This window comes from Streptomyces ambofaciens ATCC 23877, from assembly GCF_001267885.1.
Classification (GTDB): domain Bacteria; phylum Actinomycetota; class Actinomycetes; order Streptomycetales; family Streptomycetaceae; genus Streptomyces; species Streptomyces ambofaciens.
Genome location: NZ_CP012382.1, coordinates 8,138,390 through 8,162,844, shown reverse-complemented (window position 1 = coordinate 8,162,844; position 24,455 = coordinate 8,138,390). Strand labels below are relative to the sequence as shown.

Annotated in this window: 21 protein-coding genes; 1 reads left to right on the top strand and 20 read right to left on the bottom strand. The window is 74.0% G+C overall.

Annotated elements, in window-relative coordinates:
- Positions 1–43: 43 nt before the first annotated feature.
- The 12 genes from SAM23877_RS35460 to SAM23877_RS35405 all read right to left on the bottom strand — a co-directional run bounded on the left by SAM23877_RS35460 (position 44) and on the right by SAM23877_RS35405 (position 13,832).
- A complete protein-coding gene (locus SAM23877_RS35460) occupies positions 44–1,555 on the bottom strand; it encodes a glutamine synthetase family protein (protein ID WP_053125829.1) in 1,512 nt (503 codons plus the stop codon).
- A gap of 3 nt (positions 1,556–1,558) precedes the next feature.
- Positions 1,559–2,968 (bottom strand): amidase, encoded by a 1,410-nt coding sequence (locus SAM23877_RS35455; RefSeq protein ID WP_063796765.1) that lies wholly within the window; start codon positions 2,966–2,968, stop codon positions 1,559–1,561.
- 122 nt (positions 2,969–3,090) lie between these two features.
- Complete coding sequence (locus tag SAM23877_RS35450) at positions 3,091–5,010, bottom strand: hypothetical protein (protein WP_053125831.1); 1,920 nt, start codon at positions 5,008–5,010, stop codon at positions 3,091–3,093.
- Entirely contained in the window at positions 5,010–5,336 is a 327-nt protein-coding gene (locus SAM23877_RS35445; RefSeq protein ID WP_053125832.1) for a 4Fe-4S dicluster-binding protein, read from the bottom strand. Before SAM23877_RS35445 ends, SAM23877_RS35450 begins: the two co-directional genes overlap by 1 nt.
- A 132-nt stretch (positions 5,337–5,468) precedes the next feature.
- Positions 5,469–6,881 (bottom strand): alkaline phosphatase family protein, encoded by a 1,413-nt coding sequence (locus SAM23877_RS35440; RefSeq protein WP_053125834.1) that lies wholly within the window; start codon positions 6,879–6,881, stop codon positions 5,469–5,471.
- Positions 6,878–8,050, bottom strand: a complete 1,173-nt coding sequence (gene eboE / locus SAM23877_RS35435) for a metabolite traffic protein EboE (RefSeq protein WP_053125836.1) — start codon at positions 8,048–8,050, stop codon at positions 6,878–6,880. Before eboE ends, SAM23877_RS35440 begins: the two co-directional genes overlap by 4 nt.
- A 3-nt stretch (positions 8,051–8,053) precedes the next feature.
- Positions 8,054–8,929, bottom strand: a complete 876-nt coding sequence (locus tag SAM23877_RS35430) for a TatD family hydrolase (RefSeq protein WP_053125838.1) — start codon at positions 8,927–8,929, stop codon at positions 8,054–8,056.
- Between the two features lie 2 nt (positions 8,930–8,931).
- On the bottom strand, positions 8,932–9,531 hold the full coding sequence (locus tag SAM23877_RS35425; protein WP_053125840.1) for an EboA domain-containing protein: 600 nt from the start codon (positions 9,529–9,531) through the stop codon (positions 8,932–8,934).
- Complete coding sequence (locus tag SAM23877_RS35420; RefSeq protein ID WP_053125842.1) at positions 9,528–10,373, bottom strand: sugar phosphate isomerase/epimerase family protein; 846 nt, start codon at positions 10,371–10,373, stop codon at positions 9,528–9,530. Before SAM23877_RS35420 ends, SAM23877_RS35425 begins: the two co-directional genes overlap by 4 nt.
- Positions 10,370–11,347, bottom strand: coding sequence for an SCO3242 family prenyltransferase (locus SAM23877_RS35415; protein ID WP_053141951.1), 978 nt, complete (start codon positions 11,345–11,347; stop codon positions 10,370–10,372). The genes SAM23877_RS35420 and SAM23877_RS35415 overlap by 4 nt, the downstream gene beginning before the upstream one ends.
- Positions 11,344–12,474, bottom strand: coding sequence for an inositol-3-phosphate synthase (locus SAM23877_RS35410; protein ID WP_053125846.1), 1,131 nt, complete (start codon positions 12,472–12,474; stop codon positions 11,344–11,346). Before SAM23877_RS35410 ends, SAM23877_RS35415 begins: the two co-directional genes overlap by 4 nt.
- A 242-nt stretch (positions 12,475–12,716) precedes the next feature.
- Positions 12,717–13,832, bottom strand: coding sequence for a ScyD/ScyE family protein (locus SAM23877_RS35405; RefSeq protein ID WP_053125848.1), 1,116 nt, complete (start codon positions 13,830–13,832; stop codon positions 12,717–12,719).
- Between the two features lie 258 nt (positions 13,833–14,090).
- Here SAM23877_RS35405 and SAM23877_RS35400 point away from each other — a divergent pair, with 258 nt between their 5' ends.
- The gene (locus SAM23877_RS35400; RefSeq protein ID WP_235614476.1) at positions 14,091–15,176 is read left to right on the top strand and encodes a methyltransferase; all 1,086 of its coding nucleotides are present in this window, start codon (positions 14,091–14,093) and stop codon (positions 15,174–15,176) included.
- A 984-nt stretch (positions 15,177–16,160) separates the two neighbouring features.
- On the opposite strand, the gene SAM23877_RS35395 is transcribed toward SAM23877_RS35400, so the two are convergent.
- The 8 genes from SAM23877_RS35395 to SAM23877_RS35360 form a co-directional block, all read right to left on the bottom strand.
- Entirely contained in the window at positions 16,161–17,687 is a 1,527-nt protein-coding gene (locus SAM23877_RS35395) for an FAD-dependent monooxygenase (RefSeq protein WP_053125853.1), read from the bottom strand.
- Between the two features lie 107 nt (positions 17,688–17,794).
- Positions 17,795–19,270 (bottom strand): FAD-dependent oxidoreductase, encoded by a 1,476-nt coding sequence (locus tag SAM23877_RS35390; RefSeq protein ID WP_053125856.1) that lies wholly within the window; start codon positions 19,268–19,270, stop codon positions 17,795–17,797.
- A 3-nt stretch (positions 19,271–19,273) separates the two neighbouring features.
- On the bottom strand, positions 19,274–20,218 hold the full coding sequence (locus SAM23877_RS35385; protein WP_053125858.1) for an aromatase/cyclase: 945 nt from the start codon (positions 20,216–20,218) through the stop codon (positions 19,274–19,276).
- A 52-nt stretch (positions 20,219–20,270) separates the two neighbouring features.
- Positions 20,271–21,059, bottom strand: a complete 789-nt coding sequence (gene fabG, locus SAM23877_RS35380; protein WP_053125862.1) for a 3-oxoacyl-ACP reductase FabG — start codon at positions 21,057–21,059, stop codon at positions 20,271–20,273.
- A gap of 12 nt (positions 21,060–21,071) precedes the next feature.
- Positions 21,072–21,341 (bottom strand): acyl carrier protein, encoded by a 270-nt coding sequence (locus SAM23877_RS35375; protein ID WP_053125866.1) that lies wholly within the window; start codon positions 21,339–21,341, stop codon positions 21,072–21,074.
- 68 nt (positions 21,342–21,409) lie between these two features.
- Entirely contained in the window at positions 21,410–22,621 is a 1,212-nt protein-coding gene (locus SAM23877_RS35370; protein ID WP_053125868.1) for a ketosynthase chain-length factor, read from the bottom strand.
- Positions 22,618–23,889, bottom strand: coding sequence for a beta-ketoacyl-[acyl-carrier-protein] synthase family protein (locus tag SAM23877_RS35365; protein WP_053125871.1), 1,272 nt, complete (start codon positions 23,887–23,889; stop codon positions 22,618–22,620). Before SAM23877_RS35365 ends, SAM23877_RS35370 begins: the two co-directional genes overlap by 4 nt.
- Positions 23,886–24,215 (bottom strand): TcmI family type II polyketide cyclase, encoded by a 330-nt coding sequence (locus SAM23877_RS35360; protein ID WP_053125873.1) that lies wholly within the window; start codon positions 24,213–24,215, stop codon positions 23,886–23,888. The genes SAM23877_RS35365 and SAM23877_RS35360 overlap by 4 nt, the downstream gene beginning before the upstream one ends.
- Between the last annotated feature and the right edge of the window lie 240 nt (positions 24,216–24,455).

Here is a 24,455-nt window from a genome sequence, read left to right as displayed (position 1 = left end):
CGCCCGGGACACCAGGGGGGTGGTGTCGCGGGCGCCCGGGGGGTCAGTACGCGCCGAAGTACTCACGCTGCTCCCAGTCGGTGACCTGTCCGGGCACGGGCGGGTGTTCGCTGCTCCAGGCGGTGTAGCGCCGCAGTTCGCTCTCCTTGAGCTTGGTCATGCAGGCGGCCAGGGGTGCTCCCAGGAGCCGGGCGGCGCGGCCGGCGCGGAAGGCGTCCAGGGCCTCCTCCAGGGACTGGGGCACGGTCTGCGGCTGGGGCGGGCCGGCGGGAGCGGCGGGGCCGGGGTCGGTGGGCTGTGCCTGCAGGCCCTCGAGTCCGGCGAACAGCTGGGCGGCGATGTTCAGGTAGGGGTTGGCGCAGGGCTCGCCCATCCGGTTCTCGATGTGGGCGCCCGCTCCGTTGCCCACGACCCGCAGCATCGCGGTGCGGTCCTCGAAGCTCCAGCCCAGGCGGGTGGGTGCGAGGGCGTGTTCGGCGGCCAGGCGCCGGTAGCCGTTGACGGTGGGCACGGACAGCAGGAACAGTTCGCGTGCCCAGGTCAGCAGTCCTTCGGCGTAGGACTTTCCGCTGGGTGACAGGCCGCCGGACAGGCCTTCGGCGCTGAAGAGGTTGCGGCCGGTGGCGGTGTCCACGACGGACTGGTTCAGGTGCCAGCCGCTGGGGTCGGCGGCCTCCAGCTGCGGCTGGGACATGAAGGAGGCGTGGTGGCCGCGGCGGGCGCAGTACCGCTTGGTGACGGTGCGGAAGAGGAGCATCGCGTCGGCCGTGTCCAGGGCCGACATCGGGCTGAAGGTGGTCTCGACCTGGCCGGGGCCGGACTCGTGTTCCAGCGAGCGCAGGGGCAGGCCGAGCTTTTGCAGGTACAGGCCGAGCGGGCCGGTGATGGGGGCGACGGTGTCGTAGGCGGCGTCGAGGTTGAACTGGTAGCCGGCGTTGACCGCGGCCACGCGCGGGGCCTGGCCCTGGAGTCCGAAGCCGTTGCCCTGGTTGCCGGGTTCGTCGTCCAGGCGGCGGGTGAGGTACCACTCGACCTCCAGGCCCAGCGCGGGTTCCAGGCCCAGGGCGGTGTACCGCTCCAGGACGCGGCGCAGCACGGCCCGGGAGGACAGCGGGTGGGGGGTGCCGTCGCGCAGGTACTCGTCGCCCAGGACCCAGGCGGTGCGCGGGCCGCGTCCGGGCAGCACCTGGAAGGTGACCGGGTCGGGCACGAGGAGGAAGTTGCCCGCGCCGGAGATCTCGTCGACGCCGATGCCGTGCTCGCCCAGGAAGTCGACGGCGACGGCGTGTCCGGTGTCGAAGAGGAACGGGCCGGGGCTGAAGTTCATGCCGTTGCGCAGCACGGTGCGGAAGGCGTCGGTGGTGAGGGTCTTGGAGCGGGCCAGTCCGTGCGGGTCGCCGAAGACGAGGCGGACGTAGTCGACGTCGTCGAGGGCGGCTTCGACGCGTTCGGCGGCGGCGAGGCGCTCCTCGTCCCACAGTCCGTGGTCGGTGACGAAGGACGGGCGCCCGACGCTGCCTTCGCGGGCGGGCGTGGACCATGACCGGGCATACATGGTTCAGGACGTCCTTTCGCCGGTGGTACCGGTGGAAGCGGGGGTGAGGTGGTCGGTGGGCGGGTGCGGCAGCGGCGCCAGCATCGCCTCCAGGCGGCGGGCCACGGTCAGAACGAGGTCGTCGGCGCCGACCGGGCCGACGAGCTGCACCCCGGCCGGCAGTCCGGCGGAGGTCAGGCCGGCGGGCAGGGACGCGGCGGGCTGGCCGGTCATGTTGTACGGGTAGGAGGCGGGCGCCCAGGCGAGCCACAGCAGGTCGCGGGCGTCGGCGGCCCACTGGGGGCCGATGGCGTCGGCCTCGAACGGCTCGACGGGCACGGTGGCCATGGCGAGCAGGTCGTAGTTGTCCATGACCGAGCGCAGGGTGGCGCGCAGGTTCTGGCGGATCTCCTCGGCCTGGATCACGGCGACGCCGCTGAGGGTGCGGCCGTGGCGTACGACGTGCAGGCGGCCGGGGTCGATGAGGTGCTCGTCCTGGGGGCTGGTGCCGGCCGCCTCGTTGGCGGCGAGGATGTCGACGACGGCCGGGTAGAGGTTGTTGCAGCGCACCTCGACCTCGTCGACGTGGTGGCCTTCGTCCAGGAGGATGTCGCGGGCGGTGTCGGTGACGCGGCGGATCTCCGGGTCGGTGCCCTCGTACTCGATCCAGCCGATGCGCAGGGAGCGCACGTCGCGCGGGGAGTCCAGCGAGCCGAGACCGGAGTCGGGGTCGGTGGGGTGGGGGCCGGCGATGACCTGGCCGAGCAGCGCGGCGTCGGCGACGGAGGCGGCGAGGGGGCCCTGGTGGGCGAGGCGGTCGGCACCGTTGGGGTAGTAGGGCACGCGGCCGTAGGAGGGCTTGTAGCCGACGACGCCGCAGAACGCGGCGGGGATGCGGATCGATCCGGAGCCGTCGGTGCCCAGCGCGCCCTCGCACAGGCCGGCCGCGACGGCGGCGGCGGCTCCGCCGCTGGAGCCGCCGGCGGTCAGGCGCGGGTCGTAGGGGTTGCGGGTGGGCGGGGCGACGCGGCCCACGGTGGAGGCGCTCCAGCCGAACTCGGAGGTGCTGGTCTTGCCGACGACGATCGCGCCGGCCGCGCGCAGCCGGGCCACGGCCGGGGCGTCCTGCGCGGGCCGGGTGTTGGGCAGCAGGGAGCCTCGCGTGGTGGGCAGGTCGCGGGTCTGCAGCAGGTCCTTGACGGAGACCGTCACGCCCAGCAGGGGCAGGTCCCACCAGGCCTCGCGGCCGCGTTCGCGGATCAGGGCGTCCGCGTGTTCGGCCGCCTTCAGCGCCTCGTCGCCCGCGACGGCCACGTACGCGTCCAGGTGGTCCCGCTCGCGGATGGCCGACAGCACCTGGTGGACGTGTTCGACGGCGGTGAGCTCCCGGCGGGACAGCAGCTCCTTGGTCCGGCGGATGCCGCGGGCGGTCATCGCTCACTCCCTTCTGCTCCTGTACTGCCTGGGGGCGTCCAGGGGCGCTGCGGACGGTGCTGGGGTGGCCGTGTGCCCGGCGGGGCGGGGGAAGGACCCGCCGGGCGGCTGGGGGGGTGCGGTCAGGACGCGCGGCTGGCGGGCTTGTCCTGGCCGGTGACGGCCGACCAGTGCCACGGGGAGTCGAAGGCGGTGACCTCCACTTCCTCGCCCGCCGCGGCCAGTTCGGCGGCCAGGCCGGTGGCCTGTGCGGTGAACGCGGACACCCGGTGTGCGGCGAGCAGGTCCTGCTCGTCGAAGGGGGTGCCGTCGCAGCGCAGCAGCCGCAGGTCGACGAAGCCGTTGAAGCGGCGGCCGTCCACCACGACGGACTGCGGCGACCGGATGGAGAACCGCACGTTGTTGTTGACGTGCCCGTGGTGGTGCTGGTCGGAGTAGAAGGCGACGTCGGGGATGGTGGGCGGCACGAAGTGGTCGCGGTCGACGACCTCGGGGCCCTTGGGCAGGTTCCCGGCGATGAAGTGCCAGGAGTTGTACTGCATGCGCGAGGACATCGCCCAGGCGGCGTCGGCGAGGGCGGCGGTGGAGCCGCCGAAGTGCCGGGCGGCGGACGGGTCGGGCACCACGCAGCAGAAGAAGCGGGTGATCTCCCAGTCGCAGATCTCCGCCCACCGCTCCTCGCGCAGCGCGCTGATCAGGTCGGGCAGGGAGCGCATGCCGCGGCTCATCGCGAAGTCGGCGTCGAACGCCTCGGTGGCGGCGCCGGCCGAGGCGTACACCAGCGCTTCCAGTCCGGTCGCGAAGTCGCCGTGCGGGGCGGCGAGCCAGTGCGGGGCGGCGGCCAGTTCCCGGCCCAGTTCCTGAAGGGTGTCACCGGTCAGCGGCAGCCGGTCGGTGAGCCGGGCCACCACCGCATCCTCGCGGGCCCTGGCCGCATCGGCGTAGGGCCGGGCCACCTTCTCGATCTTGTGCATGAGGGCGCCGTGGATCTCGCGGTAGAGCTGGGCGTGGCCGGCGACCTCCGCCCGGTGCGTGCGCAGGGCGACGGCCAGGTCGTTGAGGTCGGCCACCGACGTGGAGGCGGCGGGCGGCACCTGCTCACGGCCCAGGGCGGCGTTGTAGCCGAGCCGGATGCGTTCCAGCATGTGGGCGAGGTGGTCGACGGTGAGCTGGGTGCCGTTGGCCTCCTCGACGCGGCCGGGGCCGGCCGAGCGGACGAGCAGGGTGAGGCAGACCAGCAGCTGCGCGTCGTGGTCGGACCACAGTTCCAGCGGCAGGCCCTGCAGGCTGCTCAGGGCGCAGTCGGGGTGGCCCGGCCACAGCGTCTTGCCGGTGAGGGTGTTGTGGTCGCGGAAGTTCGTGTACTGCCTGCCCTGCTGGTAGAGCACGAACGGCGCGGTGCGCAGCGCCGCCTCCTTGGCCTGCTCCAGCAGCGCGTCACGGCCCTGGGGCCCTTGGGCGTCCAGCCAGCGGCGGCAGTCGGCGACGGTCTCGGCCACCCGCACCTCGGCGCGGCGCAGATACTCCCGGTAGCCGTCGAGGTCGGCCTGGGTCCAGGGCACGCGGCGTACGCCGCCCACCAGCTGGTCGGCCTTGAGCGGCGCCTGGGAGGGGACGCGCAGGACGACACGGCCGCTGGTGGCCAGGGCGATCTCGCCGAGGAAGACGGGCTCCGGGCCGCCGTCGCCGTCCGCGCCCGCATCCGCGGCGGTGGTGGTGGTCTCCTGGGTGCGCCAGGTCAGGCCGCACAGGGTGGCCAGCGCCGCCTCCTCGGGCGCGCTGAGCGCCCGCAGCTGGACGTCGGCCGGTACGTGGCCGTCCAGGGTCAGCAGCACCTCGACGAACGACCGCAGGTCATCGGCCTCTTCGGCACGCTGCCAGGCCCGCTTGAGCAGGCCCGGGAAGCCGGCGTCGGCCTCCCGTACCCGGTCGGGCTTGAGTGTGGCTCCCGCGACCAGGCCGAGACGGCTGGGCCGGCGGCTGACCCGCTTGCGGGCGTTGGCGGCACGGCGGGACTCCCCGCGCTCGGGCAAGGCATTCATCACGCACCCTTTGCGGTGAGCTCGATGTGGTTCCACATGGCGTCGTCGGTCGGCGTCCAGTCCTCGTCGACGTAGATGCAGTCCACGGGGCACTCCAGCACGCAGGCGGGGCAGCCCGAGCACAGCTCGGGGATGATCACTACGTCCAGGCCGCGGTCGAAGATGGCACCGAACTCAGCGGGGCAGCTGCGCAGGCACGTGTCGCACGTGATGCACTCGGACTTCTCGATGCGCCGCGGCGGCTTCTTCCAGGCGTCGGAACGGTCGCGCTGGGCGATCCGCTCGGCGCGCCCGGACAGCGCGGCCGGCGAAGCGATTTTTTTCATGAGCTCGAACCCCTTTGGGTGAGTCTTCTGGCCACAACCGGGATGCCTCAGATGGTCGTTCGGCCTTCTCGACCGGGCCCTGAGCGGTGATGGGAACCGGGTCGAGCCGCTCGGGCCGAAGGTGGTGGTGTGTCAGCCGATTCCGGCGAGCTGGAGGAGGAGTTGTTTCACTTCGGTGGCCGCGACGCGGTCGCCGAGGGCGTGGGGGGTGGAGCACAGCAGGAGTGGTCCGTCGTCGTCGCCGGCGGGGAGGCGGCCGTGGCTGCCGCGGATGGGTGCGGGGTCCAGGGGGACGACGGCCATGCGGTAGCGCATGCCGAGTTTCTTGCGGGCCAGGGCGCCGGCGGCTTTGACCTTGACGTAGGGGTCGTGGGGGTCCATGAACAGCTCGACGGGGTCGTAGCCGGGTTTGCGGTGGATCTCGACGAGCTGCGCGAAGTCGGGCGCACGCCGGTCGTCGAGCCAGTAGTAGTACGTGAACCAGGCGTCGGGCTCGGCGACGGCGACGAGTTCGCCCGCGCGGGGGTGGTCGAGGTGGTGGGCCTTCTTGCCCTCGTCGTCCAGGAGCTGCTCGATGCCGGGCAGGCCGGTCAGGGCGGCGCGGGTGGCGTCGAGGTCTTCGGGGCGGCGGACGTAGACGTGGGCGATCTGGTGGTCGGCGACGGCGAAGGCGCGGGAGGCCATCGGGTCGAGGTATTCCATACCGTCCTGGGTGTGGACCTCCAGCAGCCCCGCCCGGCGCAGGGCGCGGTTGATGTCGACGGGCCGGGTGACGGGGGTGATGCCGTACTCGGACAGCACCACCACGGTGCGTTGCTGGGCGCGGGCGTCGTCCAGCAGCGGGGCGAGGGCGGCGTCGAGGTCGGCGGCGGCTTTCAGGGAGCGGGCGTCGTGGGGGCCGTAGCGCTGGAGGTCGTAGTCGAGGTGGGGCAGGTAGGTGAGGGTGAGGTCGGGGTGGCGGGTGGCCATGATGTGGCGGGTGGCGTCGATGATCCACTGGCTGGAGACGAGGTCGGCGCCCGGTCCCCAGAAGTGGAAGAGGGGGAAGGTGCCGAGTTTGCCGGTGAGTTCGTCGTGCAGGGCGGGGGGCCGGGTGTAGCAGTCGGGTTCCTTGCGGCCGTCGGCGTAGTAGACGGGGCGGGGGGTGACGGTGAAGTCGGTGTCGGCGCCCATCGCGTACCACCAGCAGATGTTGGCGACGGTGTAGCCGGGGTGGGCGCGGCGGGCGGCGTCCCAGAGTTTGTCGCCGGCGACCAGGCCGTTGTGCTGGCGCCACAGCAGGACATCGCCGAGCTCGCGGAAGTACCAGCCGTTGCCGACGATGCCGTGCTCGGCAGGGTGCGTGCCGGTCAAAAACGTCGACTGGGCGGCACACGTCACCGCCGGCAGGACGGTGCCGAGGGGGGCGCGGGAGCCGGCCTGGGCGAGTTGCTTGAGGTGGGGCATGTGGTCCAGCAGGCGGGGGGTGAGGCCCACGACGTCCAGGACGAGGAGCGGGGTCGGGCGACCATCGCGGCCGGCATCGGTCTGGAGAGGATCGGTCATGGCAGTTCCTTCAGGCCGAGGTCGGTCAGCAGGTCGCGGGCCAGGGTCAGCTCGGCGGCGATACCGTCGGTGAGCTGCGCGCGGGCGCGGGGCCGCAGCTCGGGCGGGAGGGCCTGCCAGGTGTAGGTCTCCACCTCGAGATGCCGGGTGAGGGGGTGCGGGCCGCCCACCAGGCGGGCCAGCACGGCTTTGAGGACCTCCGTCGTCGAGGTCAGCGGCGGGGCGGGGGCCGCGTGGAGGGGGACGTGGAAGTGGGCGCGCCAGGGTCCGGCGTTCGGCAGTGCGTCACCCGCGAGGGCCTCGTCGAGGTCGTCGGTGCCGTGCAGGGCGCCGCTGGGGGTGGTGGTGCGGGTCTGGTGCAGGAACCGCGGCTCCGCGAAGGCGGCGAGTGCCCGGCGGACTTCGGGAAGGGCGGGCTGCTCGGCGTGCAGGGCGGCGGACAGCTGGGACTTGACGACCGGGATGCGGGCGGCGGTCAGGGCGTCCAGGGCGGTGTCCGGGTCCTCGAAGGAGGTGGCCAGGTGGCAGGTGTCGACACAGACACCGATGCGGTCGTGGCCGACGGCGGTCAGCGGCGCGATCGCGTCACGGGTGGTCTCCACCACGCAGCCCGGCTCGGGTTCCAGGCCGATGCGCACCGAGCGGCCGGTCAGCTCCTCCAGGGCGTCGAGGCGTTCGGCGAGGGTGAGCAGCGCGGCGCGGGCCTGGTCGGCGCGGGCCTGGCCGTAGGCGGTGCGCCAGGCCAGCGGCAGCGTGGAGATGGTGCCCTCGGTGACGTCGTCGGGCAGCAGCCCCGCCAGGACCCGCGCCAGCGATGTCGTGTGCTCCAGGCGCTCGGGGTCGGCCCAGTCCGGCGTGTAGACACGGTACTTGACCTCCTCCGCGCCGAATCCCTCGTAGGGGAAGCCGTTGAGGGTGACGACCTCCAGTCCCCGCCGCTCCAGCTCGCCGCGCAGGGCGCGCAGGGCCGCGGGGTCGGTGACCAGGGCGTGGGCGGCGTCACGGGCCAGCCACAGACCGATGCCCAGCCGGTCGCGGCCCAGCCTGCGCCGGACCGGCTCGCAGTGCTCCCGCAGCTGGGCCAGCACCCCCTCGAGGGTCTCGGCGGGATGCACGTTGGTGCAGTAGGCGAGATGGACGGTGGACCCGTCGGGGTGCCGGAAGCGCACGGGTCACGCGCCTGCGGGGAGCGGTTCGGTGGCGGGGGCGCCGCGCAGGACGGAGTTGCCCTCGTGGGTGGTGCCGGTGTCCGCGACGCCGAGTTCGAGGCGTCCGCTGAGGCCGTAGAAGGCGACGGGGTTGCGCCACAGCACCCGGTCCACGTCGTCCTCGGTGAAGCCGGCGCGCAGCATGGCGTCGCCGACCCTGCGGGTCTTGAGCGGGTCGCTCCTGCCCCAGTCGGCGGCGGAGTTGACCAGGACCTTGTCGGGTCCGTACTCCCCCAGCACGGCGACCATGCGGTCCTCGTCCATCTTGGTGTCGGGGTAGACGGAGAAGCCGAGCCAGGCCCCGCTGTCCTTGGCGGCCTTGACGGTGGTCTCGTTCAGGTGGTCGACGAGCACCCGGTCGGTGGGCAGCGCGGACCCCCGGACCACGTCGAGGGTGCGGTGGAGGCCGGCGAGCTTGTCGCGGTGGGGGGTGTGCACGAGGGCGGGCAGGCCGTGGTCGGCGGCCAGCTGGAGCTGCTGCTCCAGGGCGGTGTCCTCGGCCGGCGTCATCGAGTCGTAGCCGATCTCACCGACCGCCACCACCCGGTCCTTGACGAGGTAGCGGGGCAGGTCGTCCAGGACCGGCAGGCAGCGCGGGTCGTTGGCCTCCTTGGGATTGAGCGCGATCGTGCAGTGGTGGGCGATGCCGTACTGGGCGGCGCGGAAGGGCTCCCAGCCCAGCAGGGCGTCGAAGTAGTCACGGAAGGAGGCGGGCGAGGTGCGGGGCTGGCCGAGCCAGAAGGACGGCTCGACGACGGCCCGGACACCGGCGGCGTACATGGCCTCGTAGTCGTCGGTGGTGCGGGAGGTCATGTGGATGTGCGGGTCGAAGATGCGCAAGGTCACTGCTCCTGGGTCAGGGCGAGCACGTGCGGGAGGCCGGCGGGGATCTCGCGGTGGGCGGCGGTGCGTTCGGCGGCGTGGGCGCGCAGCATGCGGGCCAGTTCCGCATCCCCGCGGGCGCGGGCGGCGAGGCCGTCGATCCGGGTCACGGGCACGTCGGTGAACAGGCACTTCAGTACGGCGTGCCGCCACTGGTGGGCGTCGAGGTGGCGGGCGGTGTAGGGGCCGAGGGCTGCCGTGAACAGGGTGGTGTCGTTGGTGCGCAGGGCGTCTTCCACCAGGGGCAGGCCGACGGCGGGGTCGCAGTGCAGGGGGTGCAGGGCGAGCAGGACGGCGCGCCGCTCGGGGGCTGTTCCCTGCCGGTAGAGCCGGGTCAGGGTCGCCGGGTGGGGGCGGGCCGCGGTCAGCAGCAGGACGCGGGCGGAGTCGGCGTGGGCGGGGCCGCAGCGGCGGCCGGCTTCGGCGAAGTGCAGTTCCCAGCGGGCATCTTGTGCGGTGGCGGCGGCGTGGGCGGCGCTCAGCCAGTGGTGTGCTTCGGCGCCGAGGCCGGTGAGGTGCGGGGGCGGGCCCGCCTTAGGGGTGGTGGGCTGGAGGGTCATCGTGTTCCTCCGTCGCGCAGGAACCGCAGTGACTGCGCGGCCAGTTCGGGTCCCGCGTGGGAGTGGCGGGGCAGTTCGACGACGGTCAGGCCCTGGTAGCCGGTGTCGGCGAGGGCGTGGAGGACGGGCGGGAAGTCGATCTCGCCGTCGCCGAAGGGCAGGTGTTCGTGGACGCCGCGGCGCATGTCCTCGATCTGCACGTGCCGCAGCCAGGGGGCGGCCTCGCGCACGCAGTCGGCGGGCGAAAGGGGCTCCAGGCACTGGCAGTGCCCGATGTCCAGGGTCAGACCGAGGGGTGCGGGGTCGCCCAGGAGACGGCGCAGGTGGTGGAAGCCGGCGAGGGTGGCCAGCAGGTGGCCGGGTTCGGGCTCCACCGCGAGGGGCACGCCCGTGTCCTCGGCGGCCTCCAGGACCGGGCCGAGGGCATCGGCCAGGCGTTGCCAGGCGGTGTCCTCGTCCGTGCCCGGCGGGGTGATGCCGCTGAAGCAGTGCACGGCGTGGGCGCCCAGGTCGGCGGCGACGCGCACGGCGCGGATCAGCAGGCGGATGCGGGCGAAGCGGTCGTCGGGGTCGGCGTCGAGCAGGGTGGGGCCGTGTTTGCGGCGGGGGTCGAGGACGTAGCGGGCGCCGGTCTCGACGGTGACGGACAGGCCGAGCGTGTCGAGGCGGTGGGCGAGCCGGCGGGTGCGGGCGGCCAGGCCGGGCGCGAGCGGGTCGAGGTGCATGTGGTCGAGGGTCAGGCCGACGCCGTCGTAGCCGAGGTCGGCCAGCAGGGTCAGGGCGTCGTCCAGGCGCAGGTCGGTCAGCCCGTTGGTGCCGTAGCCCAGGCGCGGCCGGCTCATGTGGTGCTCACCTTGCGGGCCAGGCGGGCGGCCAGGGGGGCGAGCGCGGCGGTGAGCACGGCGGTCGCGGGCGCGCCGGCCCGGGCGGCGAGGGCGCCCTGGACGGCGATGGTGGCGCGGATGCCGCCGCCGACGGCCCGCTGGGTGAGCTGGGGGGAGGGGTTGAGGACGGCGTGGGCCAGGGGGCGGGCGTAGGCGGTGGCGTAGGAGGCGGCCAGGGCGGTGGGCAGGGCGTCGGCGGGGGCCGGGGTGGGCCGGTGGCGGCCCAGGAGGGTGCCGGTGGGGCGGCGGCCGGCGAGGACGGCGGTGAGGGCGCCGGCCGCGGCGAGGGCGGCGAGGGGGGCGGCGCTGGAGCCTCCTTCGGCCTCGCGGCGGGAGACGAGGGTGACGGTCAGGGTGTGGGCGGCCAGGACCGTGGCCGGGGCGAGGGCGGGGCGGGGGGTGCCGGTGGTGGCGGCCGCGCCCAGGAGCAGGTCCAGTGCGCGGGCGGTGGCCATCGCCGGCGGGCCTGCGGGGGTGTGTTTGAGGCCCAGGTCGTAGGCCCAGACGGTGGCGGTCAGCGGGACGGCCAGGGCGAGGGTGCGGCGCCCGGCGCAGGCCGCGAGGGCGAGGCCGGCCGCGGACAGGGCGCCCGCGGCGGCGAGGGCGGCGCCGGGGCGGATGCGGCCGGAGGGCAGGGGCCGGTGCGGGCGCACGGCGGCGTCCTCAGTCCGGTCGGCCCAGTCGTTGAGGGCCATGCCCGCCTCGTACAGGCACAGGGAGGCGCCGGCGGCCAGGGCGGTGCGCCGGGTGGGCGGGCGGCCGGTGGCGGCGGCGCCGGCCAGGACGTCGCCGGGCACGGTGAACAGGGCCGGGGCGTGCAGCAGTTCGGCCCAGGCGCGGATCCGGGCGGCGGTGGCGGGGCGGGGGGCGGGGGGTGGCAGGTGGGCCGGCCGGGGGTGGTGGGTCCGGGTGGCGGGGCGGGGTGTGTTCACCGGGAGTGGCCCAGCCGTGCGGCGAAGGCGAGGAGGTGTGCGTACTGTTCCGTCAGGGCGGACTCGTCGCCGTCGGGGTCCTTGAAGTAGAAGCCGAGTTCGGGCCGCGGGCCGGACAGGCCCTTCTCGTGGGCGCGGGCGAGCAGCCGGGCCAGGTCGAGGACGAGGGGCGCGGCGAGCGCGGAGTCGCAGCCCTGCCAGATGGTCTGCAAAACCATGCGGGTGCCGAGGAACCCGTCGAAGGCCACGTGGTCCCAGGCGGTCTTCCACTCCCCCAGGGCGGGCACGTCGTCGATGTGGACCTCGCCCTGGGGCGTGGTGCCGAGGGTGTCGGCCAGGACGCGTTCCTTGCCGGCGTTCTTGGCGCGCGCGGCGGCCGGGTCGGCCAGGGCGGCGCCGTCGCCGCCGCCCAGCAGGTTCGTGCCCGACCAGGCCCGCACCGCCAGCGCCCGCTGGGCGAACATCGGGCCCAGTACGGCCCGTAGCAGGGTCTGCCCGGTCTTGCCGTCGCGGCCCGCGTAGGGCAGGCCCGACACGCGGGCCGCCCCTGCCAGCTGGGGGTGGCGCAGTCCGGTGGAGGGGGTGAAGTCGGCGAAGGCGCAGCCGGCCCGCAGGGCCGCGGCCGCGTACAGGGAGCTGGCCGGCCAGGTGCCGGGGGCCGGTTCGGGCTCGGTGGAGGCGACGTTGACGACGACGGTGCGCGCGACGCCGGTGCGGCGGGCGAAGTCCCTGAGGTCAGTGGCGAAGTCGGCGATGAGTTCCTCGGGGGCGCGGCTGTCGCCGTCCACCGGGCCGCCGGGGCGGATGCGTGCGTCGGCCGCGGCCAGTTCGCTGTGCACGGCGGCGGGCAGCCAGGGCGGCAGGACGCCCTGGGCGGCCAGTTCCTCGGCGCGTTTGGGCAGCGGGGTGCTCGCCGTGTCGTGGCCGCCGAAGACCAGCGAGTCCAGGGCGGGCAGGCCGCTGCCGGTGAAGGCGTCCGTCTCGGTGACCATGCCGGTGGGCGCGAGCAGTTGGGCCGCCAGCGCGGCGCAGCCCGCCACCGCTGTGGTGGCCACCGAGCCGCGGGCTCCGATCAGCCACACGCCGGTGGTGTCACCGGCGGCTGAGGTGGTGGCATGTGGGGTCACGGGCGGCCTCCCTGGGCGTGGGACGTGGTGGTGGCGTGGGGGTGTGGGGCCAGGATGCCGAGCCGGGCGGGGCGGCGGTGCGGTCCTCCGCCGGATGTCGAGCGGCCGCCGAGCCGGATCCCACCGCCCGCCCCGGCAGGGCGGACCGGGCAGGGCGTTGGCGGGGCGGGCATGCGTGGGCCCCGCCGGCCGTGGAGGGGCCGGCGGGGCCTGGAGGGTGGCGTGCGCGGGGCACGCCGGGGTCAGTAGGTCACGCGCAGCAGTTCGCCGTTGGTGCCCACGGTGTTGTTGGTGACGTACACCTTGCCGCAGTGGTCGACGGCGAGGCCGGTGGGCTGGCGCAGCCGGTCGCCGGTGGGGATCACGGAGACGGCGCCGGTGGCGGTGTCGACCTTGGACAGGGTGCCCGGCTGCGGCGGGCCGGCCAGCTGTGCCGAGCTGTAGGACAGGGCGAGCAGGTCGCCGTCGCGGTCCAGCTCGAGGTCGACCAGGTTGGTCAGTCCGGTGGCCAGGACCTGGGGCTGCTGGCCGGGGGCGATCTTCCACACGCGGGAGGCGCCCAGGCGTCCGCCGCTCATGTCGGCGATGTAGACGGTGCCGTCGGCGGCCTTGGTGATGCCGGTGGGCACGGTCTCGGCGGCGCCGGTGGGCAGTTCGTTCTTGGGCAGCAGGTACTGGGTGGTGGTGGTGCCGTCGCTGTTGCCGCGCACGACGGTGTTGGCGCCGGCGTCGGTGACCAGGTAGCCGCTGCCGCTGCGCACCAGGCGCCAGGGGTTGGCGTGGACGTCGCCGCCGTCGGGGTTGAGGCGGGTCTCGTGGTCGGTGAGGTCGGCCAGGACCTTGCCGTCGCGGGTGCGGAAGACGGTGCCCAGGGTCTTGGCGCCCTCGCCGAGGGCCGCGCGGGAGTCGTTGGTGCCGCCCAGGGCGCTGGCGACGACGTAGCCGCCGAAGCGGTCGGGCAGGACGTCGCTGGGGCCGTTGGCGGAGATGGGGGCGCCGGGGGCGACGCCCTTGGCGGTGGAGGCCAGGCCGGTGGCGACGCGGCCCTTGAAGCTGCCCTTGACCTTGTAGACGGAGCCGGTGGCGCCCAGGCACGTCTGGTCGAGCGGGCAGCCGGCCAGTCCGGTGCCGGACTCGGCGACCAGCACCCCGCCGTCGGGCAGCGCGGTGACGCCGCGCGGGTTGTTCAGCTGGGAGGCCACGACGGTCAGGGTCGCCTCGGCGGGCGTGTGGGTGCGGTGGTGACGGTGGGTCTGGGGCTGCGCCTGGACGGGACCGGCGGTCAGCGGGACGGCGACGGCACCGGCCACGCCTGCCGCCAGGATTATCTTCGTCCAGGAACTGCGCGAGTTCGGCATTTCTCTCCTCGGTTCATTGCTCCCCCCAATTGTTCGGAGAGCGGATGCGAAATCAGCGCCACCATAGGGCAGTCACCTTGTTTATCGCGTCAAATGTTCCGCAGGAAAAGAGGGGCGAACCCATAAACCACCGGCGTTCGAGTACCCCTCCAGGCGGCTTCGACCTTTTTACCTATCGTGGTAGTCCGGGTCCCTTCCGGCGGTTCGGTGTGGGACGCGGTTGGGACAGATCATGCACTCCTGCAACGGAGGAAACTCATGCCCGAATTGCCGCCCCCGCACGTCGTCCGGGAAGCGGAGAAAGCGCGAGCGGAGCTGCAGCGGCAGAGCCGGGAACTCGCGCCGCCGCCGTTCGCCCTGCTGGAAATGATCATGGGTGTCATGGTGTCGCGGGCGGTGCACGTCGTCGCCGAGCTGAAGGTGGCCGAGGCACTCGCCGAGGGGCCGCTGTCCGCCGAGGAGCTCGCCGGGCGGGTCGGCGCGGACGCGGACGCGCTCGGGCGGGTGCTGCGCCTGCTGGCGAGCAACGGGGTGTTCGCCACCCGTGCGGACGGCACGTTCGAGCTGACGCCGATGGCGGACGCGCTGCGCGCCGATCACCCGATGTCGATGCGCCCCATCGCGCTGCTGATGGGTCATCCCATCCACTGGGAGGACTGGAGCGGCTTCCCCGAGACCGTGGTCACCGGTGAGCCGGCGCTGCCGAAGCTGCGCGGCATGCACGCCTTCGAGTTCCTGACGAAGAACGCCGAGTACGGGCAGGTGTTCTTCGAGGGCATGGGCAGCATGTCCGCCTCGGAGACCGGGCCGATCGTCGCGGCCTACGACTTCACGCGGTTCGGCACGGTGGTGGACTTCTGCGGCGGCCAGGGCGGTCTGCTCGCGGGCATCCTGGCCTCCTCCCCCGCGACCAGGGGCGTCCTGTACGACCCGCGGGTCGAGGAGAACGGGGCGGCGGAGTTCCTCGCCGCGCAGGGGGTCGCCGACCGGACCGAGCGGGTGGCCGGCGACCTGTTCGAGGTGCCGCCGGGCGGGGCGGACGCCTACGTCCTCAAGCACATCGTGCACGACTGGCCCGAGGAGCAGGCGCTGCAGATCCTGCGCAACGTGCGCGCGGCGATCAAGCCGGGCGGGCGGCTGCTGATCGCGGAGATGGTGATTCCGGAGCAGGGCGACGAGCCGCACTCCGGCAAGCTGGTCGACCTGTGGCTGATGCTGCTGGTCGGCGGCCGTGAGCGCACTCCGGGCCAGTACGCGGACCTCCTGGCCCGTGCCGGGTTCCGTCTGGAGCGCGTCGTGGAGACGGCGGCGGCGATCTCCCTGGTGGAGGCCGTGCCCGTGTGATCCGCCCCCCTTGGACGGAAGGCCCCGCCGCGGGATGAGGGAACGCGGCGGGGCCTTCCCGCGCGCGCCGGGACACGCCGGGGCCGGCCGCGGGGGCGGGGTGCTGTCGGGCGGGGCCCGTCCGGGGGCACGGCGGTCCGGCGGGGGCCTGTGCCGGGGGCGCGGTTGTCCGGCGGAGTCCTGTGCCGGGACGCGGCGGTCCGGCGGAGTCCTCTGCCGGGACACGGCTGTCCGGTGGCTGTCGCGCCGCGGCTGTCCGGCCGGGGCTGTGCGCAGGTGTGGAGCCGTCCCGCGGGGGTGTCGGGGGGGTGCGGTGCCGCCGGGGGGCGTCATGGGCGGGTGGTGCCCGGCGGCGGGTGGTGCTGCCGCTCGGGGAGAAAGAGTGGGGGCCGCGCGGCGGTGTTCGTGGGGCGGGCCCGCCCGGCGGGGCTCCGAAAGGGGCTCCCGGGGCTGCCCGAAGGGCGCGGTGGTGCCCGGGAGTTGCCGGCCGCCCGTCCGGCGGGGCCGGTCAGCAGGGTCTGCTGTCGCCAGGCCGCTGGAGGCACCGTCCCGGGGCACAGGGGCCGGCCGCCCGTGCGCCGCCCCGGGGCGTGGGGTCGGGGCCCGCCGGCCGAGCCCCCCTCCCCCGGGGGTGTGGGTGACTGCCGAGCCCGTCCCCCCGGGGTGTGGGTGACTGCCAGGGGCGCGCCCCCGGGGAGTGGGTGACCGCCGGGGGGTGGGGTGCCGCCCGGCGGGGGCGGGTGCCGTCCCCGGGGTGCGGTGCCGCACGGCGGGGGCGGGTGCCGTCCCCGGGGCGAGGTGCCACCCGGCGGGGGTGGATGCCGTCCCCGGGGTGCGGTGCCGCCCGGCGGGGGTGGATGCCGTCCCCGGGGTGGGGTGCCACCCGGCGGGGGCGGGTGCCGTCCCCGGGGTGCGGTGGCCGGCCGGGGAACGTGCGGTGCCCCCGGCGTGCCGCACACGCGCCGGGGGCATGGGGTGGGGCGGTCAGCGGGCGGGGCCGAACCAGCGCTGGAGGGCTTCTTCCAGGCCCTGGGGTGAGGTGCCGGCCCAGGCGACGTAGCCGTCGGGGCGGACCAGGACGGCGGTGGCGCCGGCGAGGGCGTCGGGGCCGTCGGTGGGCTTGGCGTGGACGGTGGCGACGTCGACCCGGTCGGGGCGGCCGGCCGCGGCGCGGCGTATCCCGGCGTCGTCGGCCAGGTCGAGCAGGACGCCGTGTCCGGTGTGCAGCAGGCGGGCGGTGGTGGTCTCGCCGTGGGCGCCGACCAGGGTCCGCGGCGGCATCCGGCGGCCCACCAGCGGGTGCGCCGTGCCGGTGTCGTCGCCGGTGTCGTCGCCGGTGAGGTCGTAGCGGATGTCGAGGTGGCTGACGATGCCGGCCAGGTGGCGTTTGACGTCGTCGTACTGGACGAGTTCGGCCATCAGTTCGCGCAGCGGGTCGGACTCGGGGCCGCCGAGGAAGACGATGCCCTGGGCGCGGGTGTTCATCAGCAGGCGGGCGCCGACGGGGTGGCGTTCGGCGTGGTAGGTGTCGAGCAGGGTGTCGTCGGCGTCGCCGCGGATGACGGCGGCGAGTTTCCAGCCGAGGTTGGCCGCGTCCTGCACGCCGGTGCTCAGGCCCTGGCCGCCGGCGGGGAGGTGGATGTGGGCGGCGTCGCCGGCCAGGAAGACGCGGCCGCGCCGGTAGTGGGCGGCCTGGCGGGTGGCGTTGGTGAAGGAGCTGACCCAGCTCGCGCCGCCGTGGCTGATGTCCTCGCCGGTGATGTCGTGCCAGGCGCCGGCGACTTCCTGGAAGGTGACGGTGCGTTCGCGGTCGTGGGCGGGGCGGCCGTCGGGGCAGACGATGATGCGCCACACGCCCTCGGACAGCGGGGCGGCCATGACCATGCCGCCGTTGAGGCGTTCGCCCAGGAAGCGGGGGGTGAGCTGGACGCCGGTGATGTCGGCCAGGTACATGCCCTGGGTGGCGTCGGTGCCGGGGAAGTCGATGCCGGCGGCCCGGCGGACGCGGCTGGAGCCGCCGTCGCAGCCCACCAGGTGGGCGGCGCGCAGTGTCCGCTGTTCGCCCTGGGGGGTGCGTACGGTGATCTCGACGCTGTCGCCGTCCTGGAAGCCGTCGGTGAGGGAGACGAATTCCCAGCCGCGCCGGATGTCCGCGCCCAGTTCGCCCGCCCAGTCCTCCAGGACGGCTTCGGTGTCGCCCTGGGGGATGCCGCGGGCGCCGAAGTGGGCGTCCTCCAGGACGGTGAAGTCGAACTGGGCGCCGCCGAAGTGGCCCATGGGGCTGGTGGCGAGGGTGTCGCCCTGGCCGAAGCGCGGCAGCAGTCCGCGCTCGTCGAACGTCTCCATGGCGCGGGCGGTGAAGCCCAGGCCGCGGGACTGGCCGGTGGGCGCGGCCAGTTTCTCGATGACGACGACTCGGGCCCCGCCCAGGCGCAGTTCGCCGGCGAGCATCAGTCCGGTGGGGCCGGCGCCGACGACGATGACATCGGTGTCCGCCGTTGTCCCTTCCATGGTGGTCCTTCCTGAAACGGTGGGGTGGGTCGGGGGCCCGGCGGTGGTGGTGGGGGGCGGCTGGTCGTGGTGGCGCCGGTGCCCCTGCCGGGAGGGGGCTCGGCGGGTCAGCGGGGAGGGCCGAACCAGCGGGTGAGGGCCTCGGTGAGGCCGTCGGTGCCCGAGCCGGCCCAGGCGACGTGGCCGTCGGGGCGTACGAGGACCCTCTCGGTGCCGTACAGGGCGCTGCCGGGGGTGGGCTGTGCGGCCACTTCGGTGACGCGGTCCGCCCAGCCTTCGGCGGGTGCGGGCGGGCCGGATCCTCTGGCGGTGAGGTCCAGCAGGACTCCCCCGCCCGAGCGCACCAGCCGTGCGGTGGTGACGGTGCGCTCGCGCAGCCGCAGTTCGGTGCACGGCAGCCGGGCTCCGAGCAGCGGGTGGGCGGGGCCGCCGACGTCGTAGCGCACGTCCAGGCCGCTGATCATGCCGGCCAGGTGCCGGCGTACGTCGTCCAGGGCGGTCAGTTCGCCCAGCAGGGCGCGCAGCGGGCCGACCTGGGGCGGGCCGAGCAGCATCAGGGCCTGGGCGCGGATGTTGGCCAGGACCCGCCGGCCGGTCTCGTGGCGTTCGCTGTGGTAGGTGTCCAGGAGGGTGTGGGGGGCTTTGCCGCGGACGACCAGGGCGAGTTTCCAGCCGAGGTTGAAGGCGTCCTGGACGCCGAGGTTGAGGGCCTGGCCGCCGATGGGCATCTGCTGGTGGGCGGCGTCGCCGGCGAACAGGATGCGGCCGTGGCGGTAGTGGGTGAGCTGGCGGGAGGCGTCGCCGAAGGCGTTGGCCCACAGGGGGGTGCCGGAGCTGATGTCCTCGCCGGTGACGCGTTTCCACACGGCGGTGATCTCCTCGAAGGAGACGTCGCCGCCGGGGCGGTGCTGGGCGGTGGAGCCGAACTCGTGGACCATCACGCGGGTCACCCCGTCGGGGCGGCGGGCGGCGATGGCCAGGCCGGTCTCCAGGCGCTCGAAGCGGCGGGCGGGGATGTCGATGCCGGCGACGTCGGCGCGCAGCAGTTCGCGTGCGGCGTCCTGTCCGGGGAAGGGGGCGCCGGTGAGGCGGCGGACGGTGCTGTCCTCGCCGTCGCAGGCGATCAGGTAGCGGCAGTGCAGCCGCAGGAGGGTGCCGTCGGGGCCGGTGGCTTCGGCCTCCACGCCGTGGCCGGTGTCCTTGAGGGCGGTCACCTCGTGCTTGCACTTGAGGGTGGCGCCCAGGGACAGCGCCCATTCCTGGAGGATCACCTCGGTGCGGGTCTGGGGCACCTTCCACTGGCCGGGGTGGGAGGTGGGCAGGGTCAGATCCAGCGGCAGGCCCCCGAAGTGGCCGCGGGGCTCGTTGGGCGGGTCGCCGAACTCGGGCAGCAGTGCCCTGCTGTCGAGGATCTCCATGGTGCGGGCGTGCAGGGTGGAGGCCCGGGACTCGGTGTTGGGGGCGTGCCGCTTCTCCACGAGGACGACGTCGACGCCGCCGTGGGCCAGTTCCCCGGCGAGCATCAGCCCGACGGGTCCGGCTCCGACGACGACGACGTCGGTGCTCAGGTGGTCCGCTGTCACGGCTCAGGCCTTTTTCTGCTCGGCGTGGGCCTTGGCGTGGGCGAGGGTGGCGCTGCTGTTGGTGGACAGTGCGCTGTGCACGTAGGCGCGGGCGTCGGCGACGGTGGCGTCCTGGCCGAGGATGCGTGCGATGTTGGCGGTGTTGAGGGTGACGGTGTGCTGGGAGGAGGCGGTGGTGCCCTGCTCGTCCTCGGTGAAGGTCCACTCGCCGGTGTGCAGGGTCATCAGCGCGGGCAGGGTGACCTGCTTGTAGGCGATCTTGTGGTGGGGGAAGACGACCCGGTAGGACTTGGTGGTGTGCACCGAGCCGTCCTTGGCGCGGGTGTCCATCTCCAGTTCCTGCAGGCCCGGGGTGTCCTCGGTGAGGCGGACCACGGCGACGTGCGGGAGCCGCTCGGACCACAGGTGGGCCTCGTTGATGAAGTCGAAGACGTCCTTGGCGGCGCCGGCGATGTGCACGGTGTCGGTGAAGGAGAAGGTGAGTTCCTCGGTGGCGGCGGCGTGCGCGGCCTCGACGTTGACCTTGAGGGCGGCCAGTTCCTGGGTGCTGTTCTTGTCCACGGCCTGTTCGATCCACAGCAGGTCGTGGGGGTCGTCGCCCAGGGCGCTGTAGTCGTGCAGGAGGCGCACGCGGGAGGTGTCCGCGGTGAGTTCCTCGATGATCCAGGTGCCGCCCATGTGCTTGACGGGGGCGGCCGGTATCTCCTGGCGGAAGGTGATGGTCAGGGCGCGGGCGTCCAGGGTGCGGCGGGAGGTCCAGTCCTTGGGCTGTCCGTTGGCGGTGGCCCAGATGCGGATGCGTTCCTCGTCGCCGCTCGTCTCGAGGCGGTCCACGTGGATGGTGGGCGGGAAGATGCGCGGCCAGTGGGTCACGTCTGCGAGCAGTTCGTAGACCGCGGCGGCCGGGGCGCCGATCGTGATCTCGTGCTCGACCTCACGCGTCGTCATGAGACCTCTTCTCCTCGTCGGGGTCGGGTGCCCGGAAAAATCAGGGGCGGGGTCAGAAGTTGCCGAGGCCGCCGCAGACGTTCAGGGCCTGCGAGGTGATGGACGCGGCGGTGTCGGAGGCCAGGTAGCCGATGAGGCCGGCGACCTCCTGGGGGGTGGAGTAGCGGCCGAGGGGGATCTTCGCCTGGAACTTGTCGAGGATGGCCTCCTCGGAGGTGTCGTAGGCGGCGGCGTAGCCCTGGCGCACGCGCTGGGCCATGGGCGTCTCGACGTATCCGGGGCAGACCGCGTTGACGGTGATGCCGGTGGGGGCGAGTTCGTTGCCCAGGGCCTTGGTGAAGCCGACGACGCCGTGCTTGGAGGCGGAGTAGGGGGCGCCCAGGACGACGCCCTGCTTGCCGGCGGTGGAGGCGACGTTGATGATGCGGCCGCGGTCCTTGGCGCGCAGGCCGCCTAGGGTCAGGGCGGCGCGGGTGACGCGGAAGACGCTGTTGAGGTTGGTGTCGATGACGTCGTCCCACAGCTCGTCGGCGATGTCGGCGGTGGGGCCGCCGCCGGAGCGGCCGGCGTTGTTGACGACGACGTCCAGGGTGCCGAAGCGGTCGACGGCGGCCTGGATCCAGGCGTCGACGGAGGCGGTGTCGCGGACGTCGACGACGGCGCCGTCGACGTCCAGGCCCTCGCCCTGGAGTTCCTTGACGGTGGCGGCGACGTTGTCGGCGCTGCGCGCGCCGATGAACACCCGGTGGCCCTGTGCGCCCAGGAGGCGGGCGCTGGCCAGGCCGATGCCGCTGGTGGCGCCGGTGATGACGGCGACGCGCTGGGTGGTGGTGTCGGTCATGGGAGTGCTCCTTCAGGCGGCCTGGGCGGGCGCGAGCTGGGCGTTGACGACCTCGATGAAGGTGCGGGGGGTGTTGGCCTCGCCGACGGCCTCCTCGTCGAGGGAGATGCCGTACTCGCGCTCGATGAGGCTGCCGGCCTCCAGCAGGGCGAGGGACTCGTAGCCGATGACCTCGAACTCGGTGTCGAGGATGTCGCCGTCCAGGTCCACGCCCTCGGCGACGCCCGCGGCGTCGCGCAGGGTGCGCTTGAGGTCGTCGAGGGTGAAGAGCTTGGTGGCCATGGTGGTTCCTTTCGTCGTGCGGCGTGCGGTCGGGGTGCGTGGGTGGTGGTGCGGCGCGGGTGTGCCGCTCATACGGCGCGTACGGCCATGGCGGAGTTGAAGCCTCCGTGGCCGCGGGCCAGGATCAGGGCGGTGCGCAGCGGGGCCGGGCGCGGCTCGCCCAGGACCAGGTCCAGGGGGTAGTCGGCGCACGGGTCGATGTGCACGGTGGGCGGGATGACGCCGTCGCGCAGGGCGAGGAACGCGGCGGCCAGGTCCAGGGGCGCGCCGCCGGAGTACAGGCGTCCGGTCATCGTCTTGGGCACGGTCACCGGCACGCCGCGGTCGCCGAAGACGGTGCTGATGGCGTCGGCTTCGATGCGGTCGCCGGCCGGGTCGCCGGCGCCGTCGGCGAAGACGACGTCGATGTCGGCGGCGCTCAGCCGGGCGTCGGCCAGGGCGGTCTCGATCGCCTTGCGCAGGCCGGGTTCGCGTCCGCTGCCGGGCCGGGGGTCGATGGTGGCGCCGTAGCCGGCGATCTCGCCGTAGGGGCGGGCGCCGCGGGTGCGGGCGGCGGCCGCGTCCTCGGCGATGAGGATCGCGCCGCCCTCGCCGGGGACGAAGCCGCGGGCGTCGCGGTCGAAGGGCAGGTAGGCGTGGTCGGGTTCGTCGCTGGTGGAGAGCCGGCCGCCGGCCAGCTGGGCGACCCAGCCCCACGGGCACAGGGAGGCGTCGACGGCGCCGGTGACGATCAGCGAGGTGCCCTTGCGGATCTGCCGGCGGGCCTGGGCGACGGCGTCGAGTCCTCCGGCGCCTTCGCTGACGACGACGCCGGCGGGGCCCTTCATGCCGTTGCGGATGGAGATCTGGCCGCTGTTGACGGCGTAGAACCAGGCGAAGGACTGGTAGGCGGAGACGTACTGGCTGCCCTGGCTCCACAGGGCCTGCAGTTCGCCCTGGCCGAACTCGAAGCCGCCGGCGGCGGAGGCGGTGATGACGCCCATGTCGAACTCGGGCAGTTGTGCGGGGTCGGCGCCGGCGTCGGCCAGGGCCCAGTCGGCGGCCACCAGCGCCAGGCGGGTGACCCGGTCGGTCTGCGGCAGCAGCCGGCTGGGCAGCAGCCGGTCGGCCTCGAAGCCGTCGATCTGCCCGGCCAGGCGGGCCGGGTAGCCGGTGGGGTCGAAGCGGGTGATGCGGCCGATGCCGTGCTTGCCGCCCAGCGTCGCGGCCCAGTAGTCCTTCAGGCCCAGGCCGTTGGGCGCGGTGACGCCCAGGCCGGTCACCACCACGGAGGCGGTCATACCAGGCTCCTTTCCGGGCTGGCGAGCACCATGGCGCTCTGGAAGCCGCCGAATCCGCTGCCGACGGTCAGGACCGCGTCGATCAGCTGGTCGCGGGCGACCAGGGGCACGTAGTCGAGGTCGCACTCGGGGTCGGCGGTGTGCAGGTTGGCGGTGGGCGGGACGACGTCGTACTCCATGGCCAGGGCCGAGGCGGCGATCTCGATGGAGCCGATCGCGCCCAGCGAGTGCCCGACCATGGACTTGATGGAGCTGACCGGGGTGCGGAAGGCGTGTTCGCCCAGGCTGCGCTTGAACGCGGCCGTCTCGTGCCGGTCGTTCTGCTTGGTGCCCGAGCCGTGGGCGTTGACGTAGTCGATGGCCTGCGGGTTCAGGCGGGCCTCGGCCAGCGCCAGGTCGATCGCCTCGGCCATCTCCGCGCCGTCGGGGCGCAGCCCCGTCATGTGGTAGGCGTTGGAGCGGGTGGAGTACCCGGCGATCTCGGCGTAGATGTGGGCGCCGCGCTTGCGGGCGCTGTCCAGCTCCTCCAGCACGAAGAAGGCGCAGCCCTCGCCCAGGACGAAACCGTTGCGGGTCTTGTCGAAGGGGCGCGAGGCGCACTCGGGTTCGTCGTGGCGGGGGGTGGTCGCCTTGATCGCGTCGAAGCAGGCCATGGTGATCGGGGAGATCGGCGCGTCGGAGGAGCCGGCGATCACGACGTCGGCGGAGCCCTCGCGGACCAGTTCCACGGCGTAGCCCACGGAGTCGATGCCGGAGGTGCAGCCGGTGGAGACCACCGTGCTGGGGCCCTCGGCGCCCACCGCCCAGGCGACTTCGGCCGCGAACGAGCTGGGCACCATGTAGTCGTACAGGTGCGGGACGGCGTAGGTGTGGTCGACCGCCTCCAGGCGGCCGCCGTCGCTGACGACGCGGTACTCCTCGTCCAGGCCCATCGTGGCGCCGACGGCGCTGCCGACGGTGACACCGACGCGGTGCGGGTCCAGGGCGGCGACGTCCAGGCCGCTGTCGGCGACCGCGCCGCGCGAGGCGACGACGGCGAACTGCGCGGCCCGGTCCAGGCGGCGGACCTCCTGGGGGCTCAGACCGTGCGCGAAGGGGTCGAAGTCGGCCTCGGCGGCCACCCGGGAGCGGAAGGGGGCGGGGTCGAAGAAGGTGATGCCGCGGGTCGCGGTGCGCCCCGAGCTGAGCAGGTTCCAGAAGTTCTCCCGGCCCACCCCGCCCGGCGCGATCACCTCGATCCCGGTGATCACGACACGTCGCCTGCTCAACGGGAGGCCTCCCAGTCGTAGAAGCGGGTGGCCATGGCGTCGGCCGGCGAGCGCCAGGTGGCGGGGTCGTAGGCCTCGATGAACGGCTTGAGGTCCTCGCTGATGCCCACGAAACGCGGGTCGGCCTTGGCCGCCTCGATCAGCTCGCCGCCGTTGTCCTCGTCGAAGTCCTGCAGGTGGAAGTACAGGCCCCGGTAGGAGAACAGCTGGCGGCGCCGCGTGCCCATGCGGTGCGGCATCTCGGTGGCGTCGAAGTCGGCGAACAACTTCGCCACGTCGTTGCTGGAGGCGGCCGCCATCCGGGCGACGATCAGCGTGCTGTGCATAGGGTTGGCTCCTCGGCGGTTGCACGGAAGGGTTCTCGCAGCGCGCGGACAGGCCCGGCGCGGTGGCCGGGTGGGACGACGCCGTCGCCTACGACGGTGCGGTGCGGCGGTAGCGCCCCGCACGGGGCCTGCCTGAGCCCCGGCGGAGCCGCACGCCCTTCGGGGGGTCCGGCGCAGCCGCACACCCCTGGGGCGGGCACATGCCTGCGGACGCCCGCCCCGGGTGTGCGGGGCGAACGT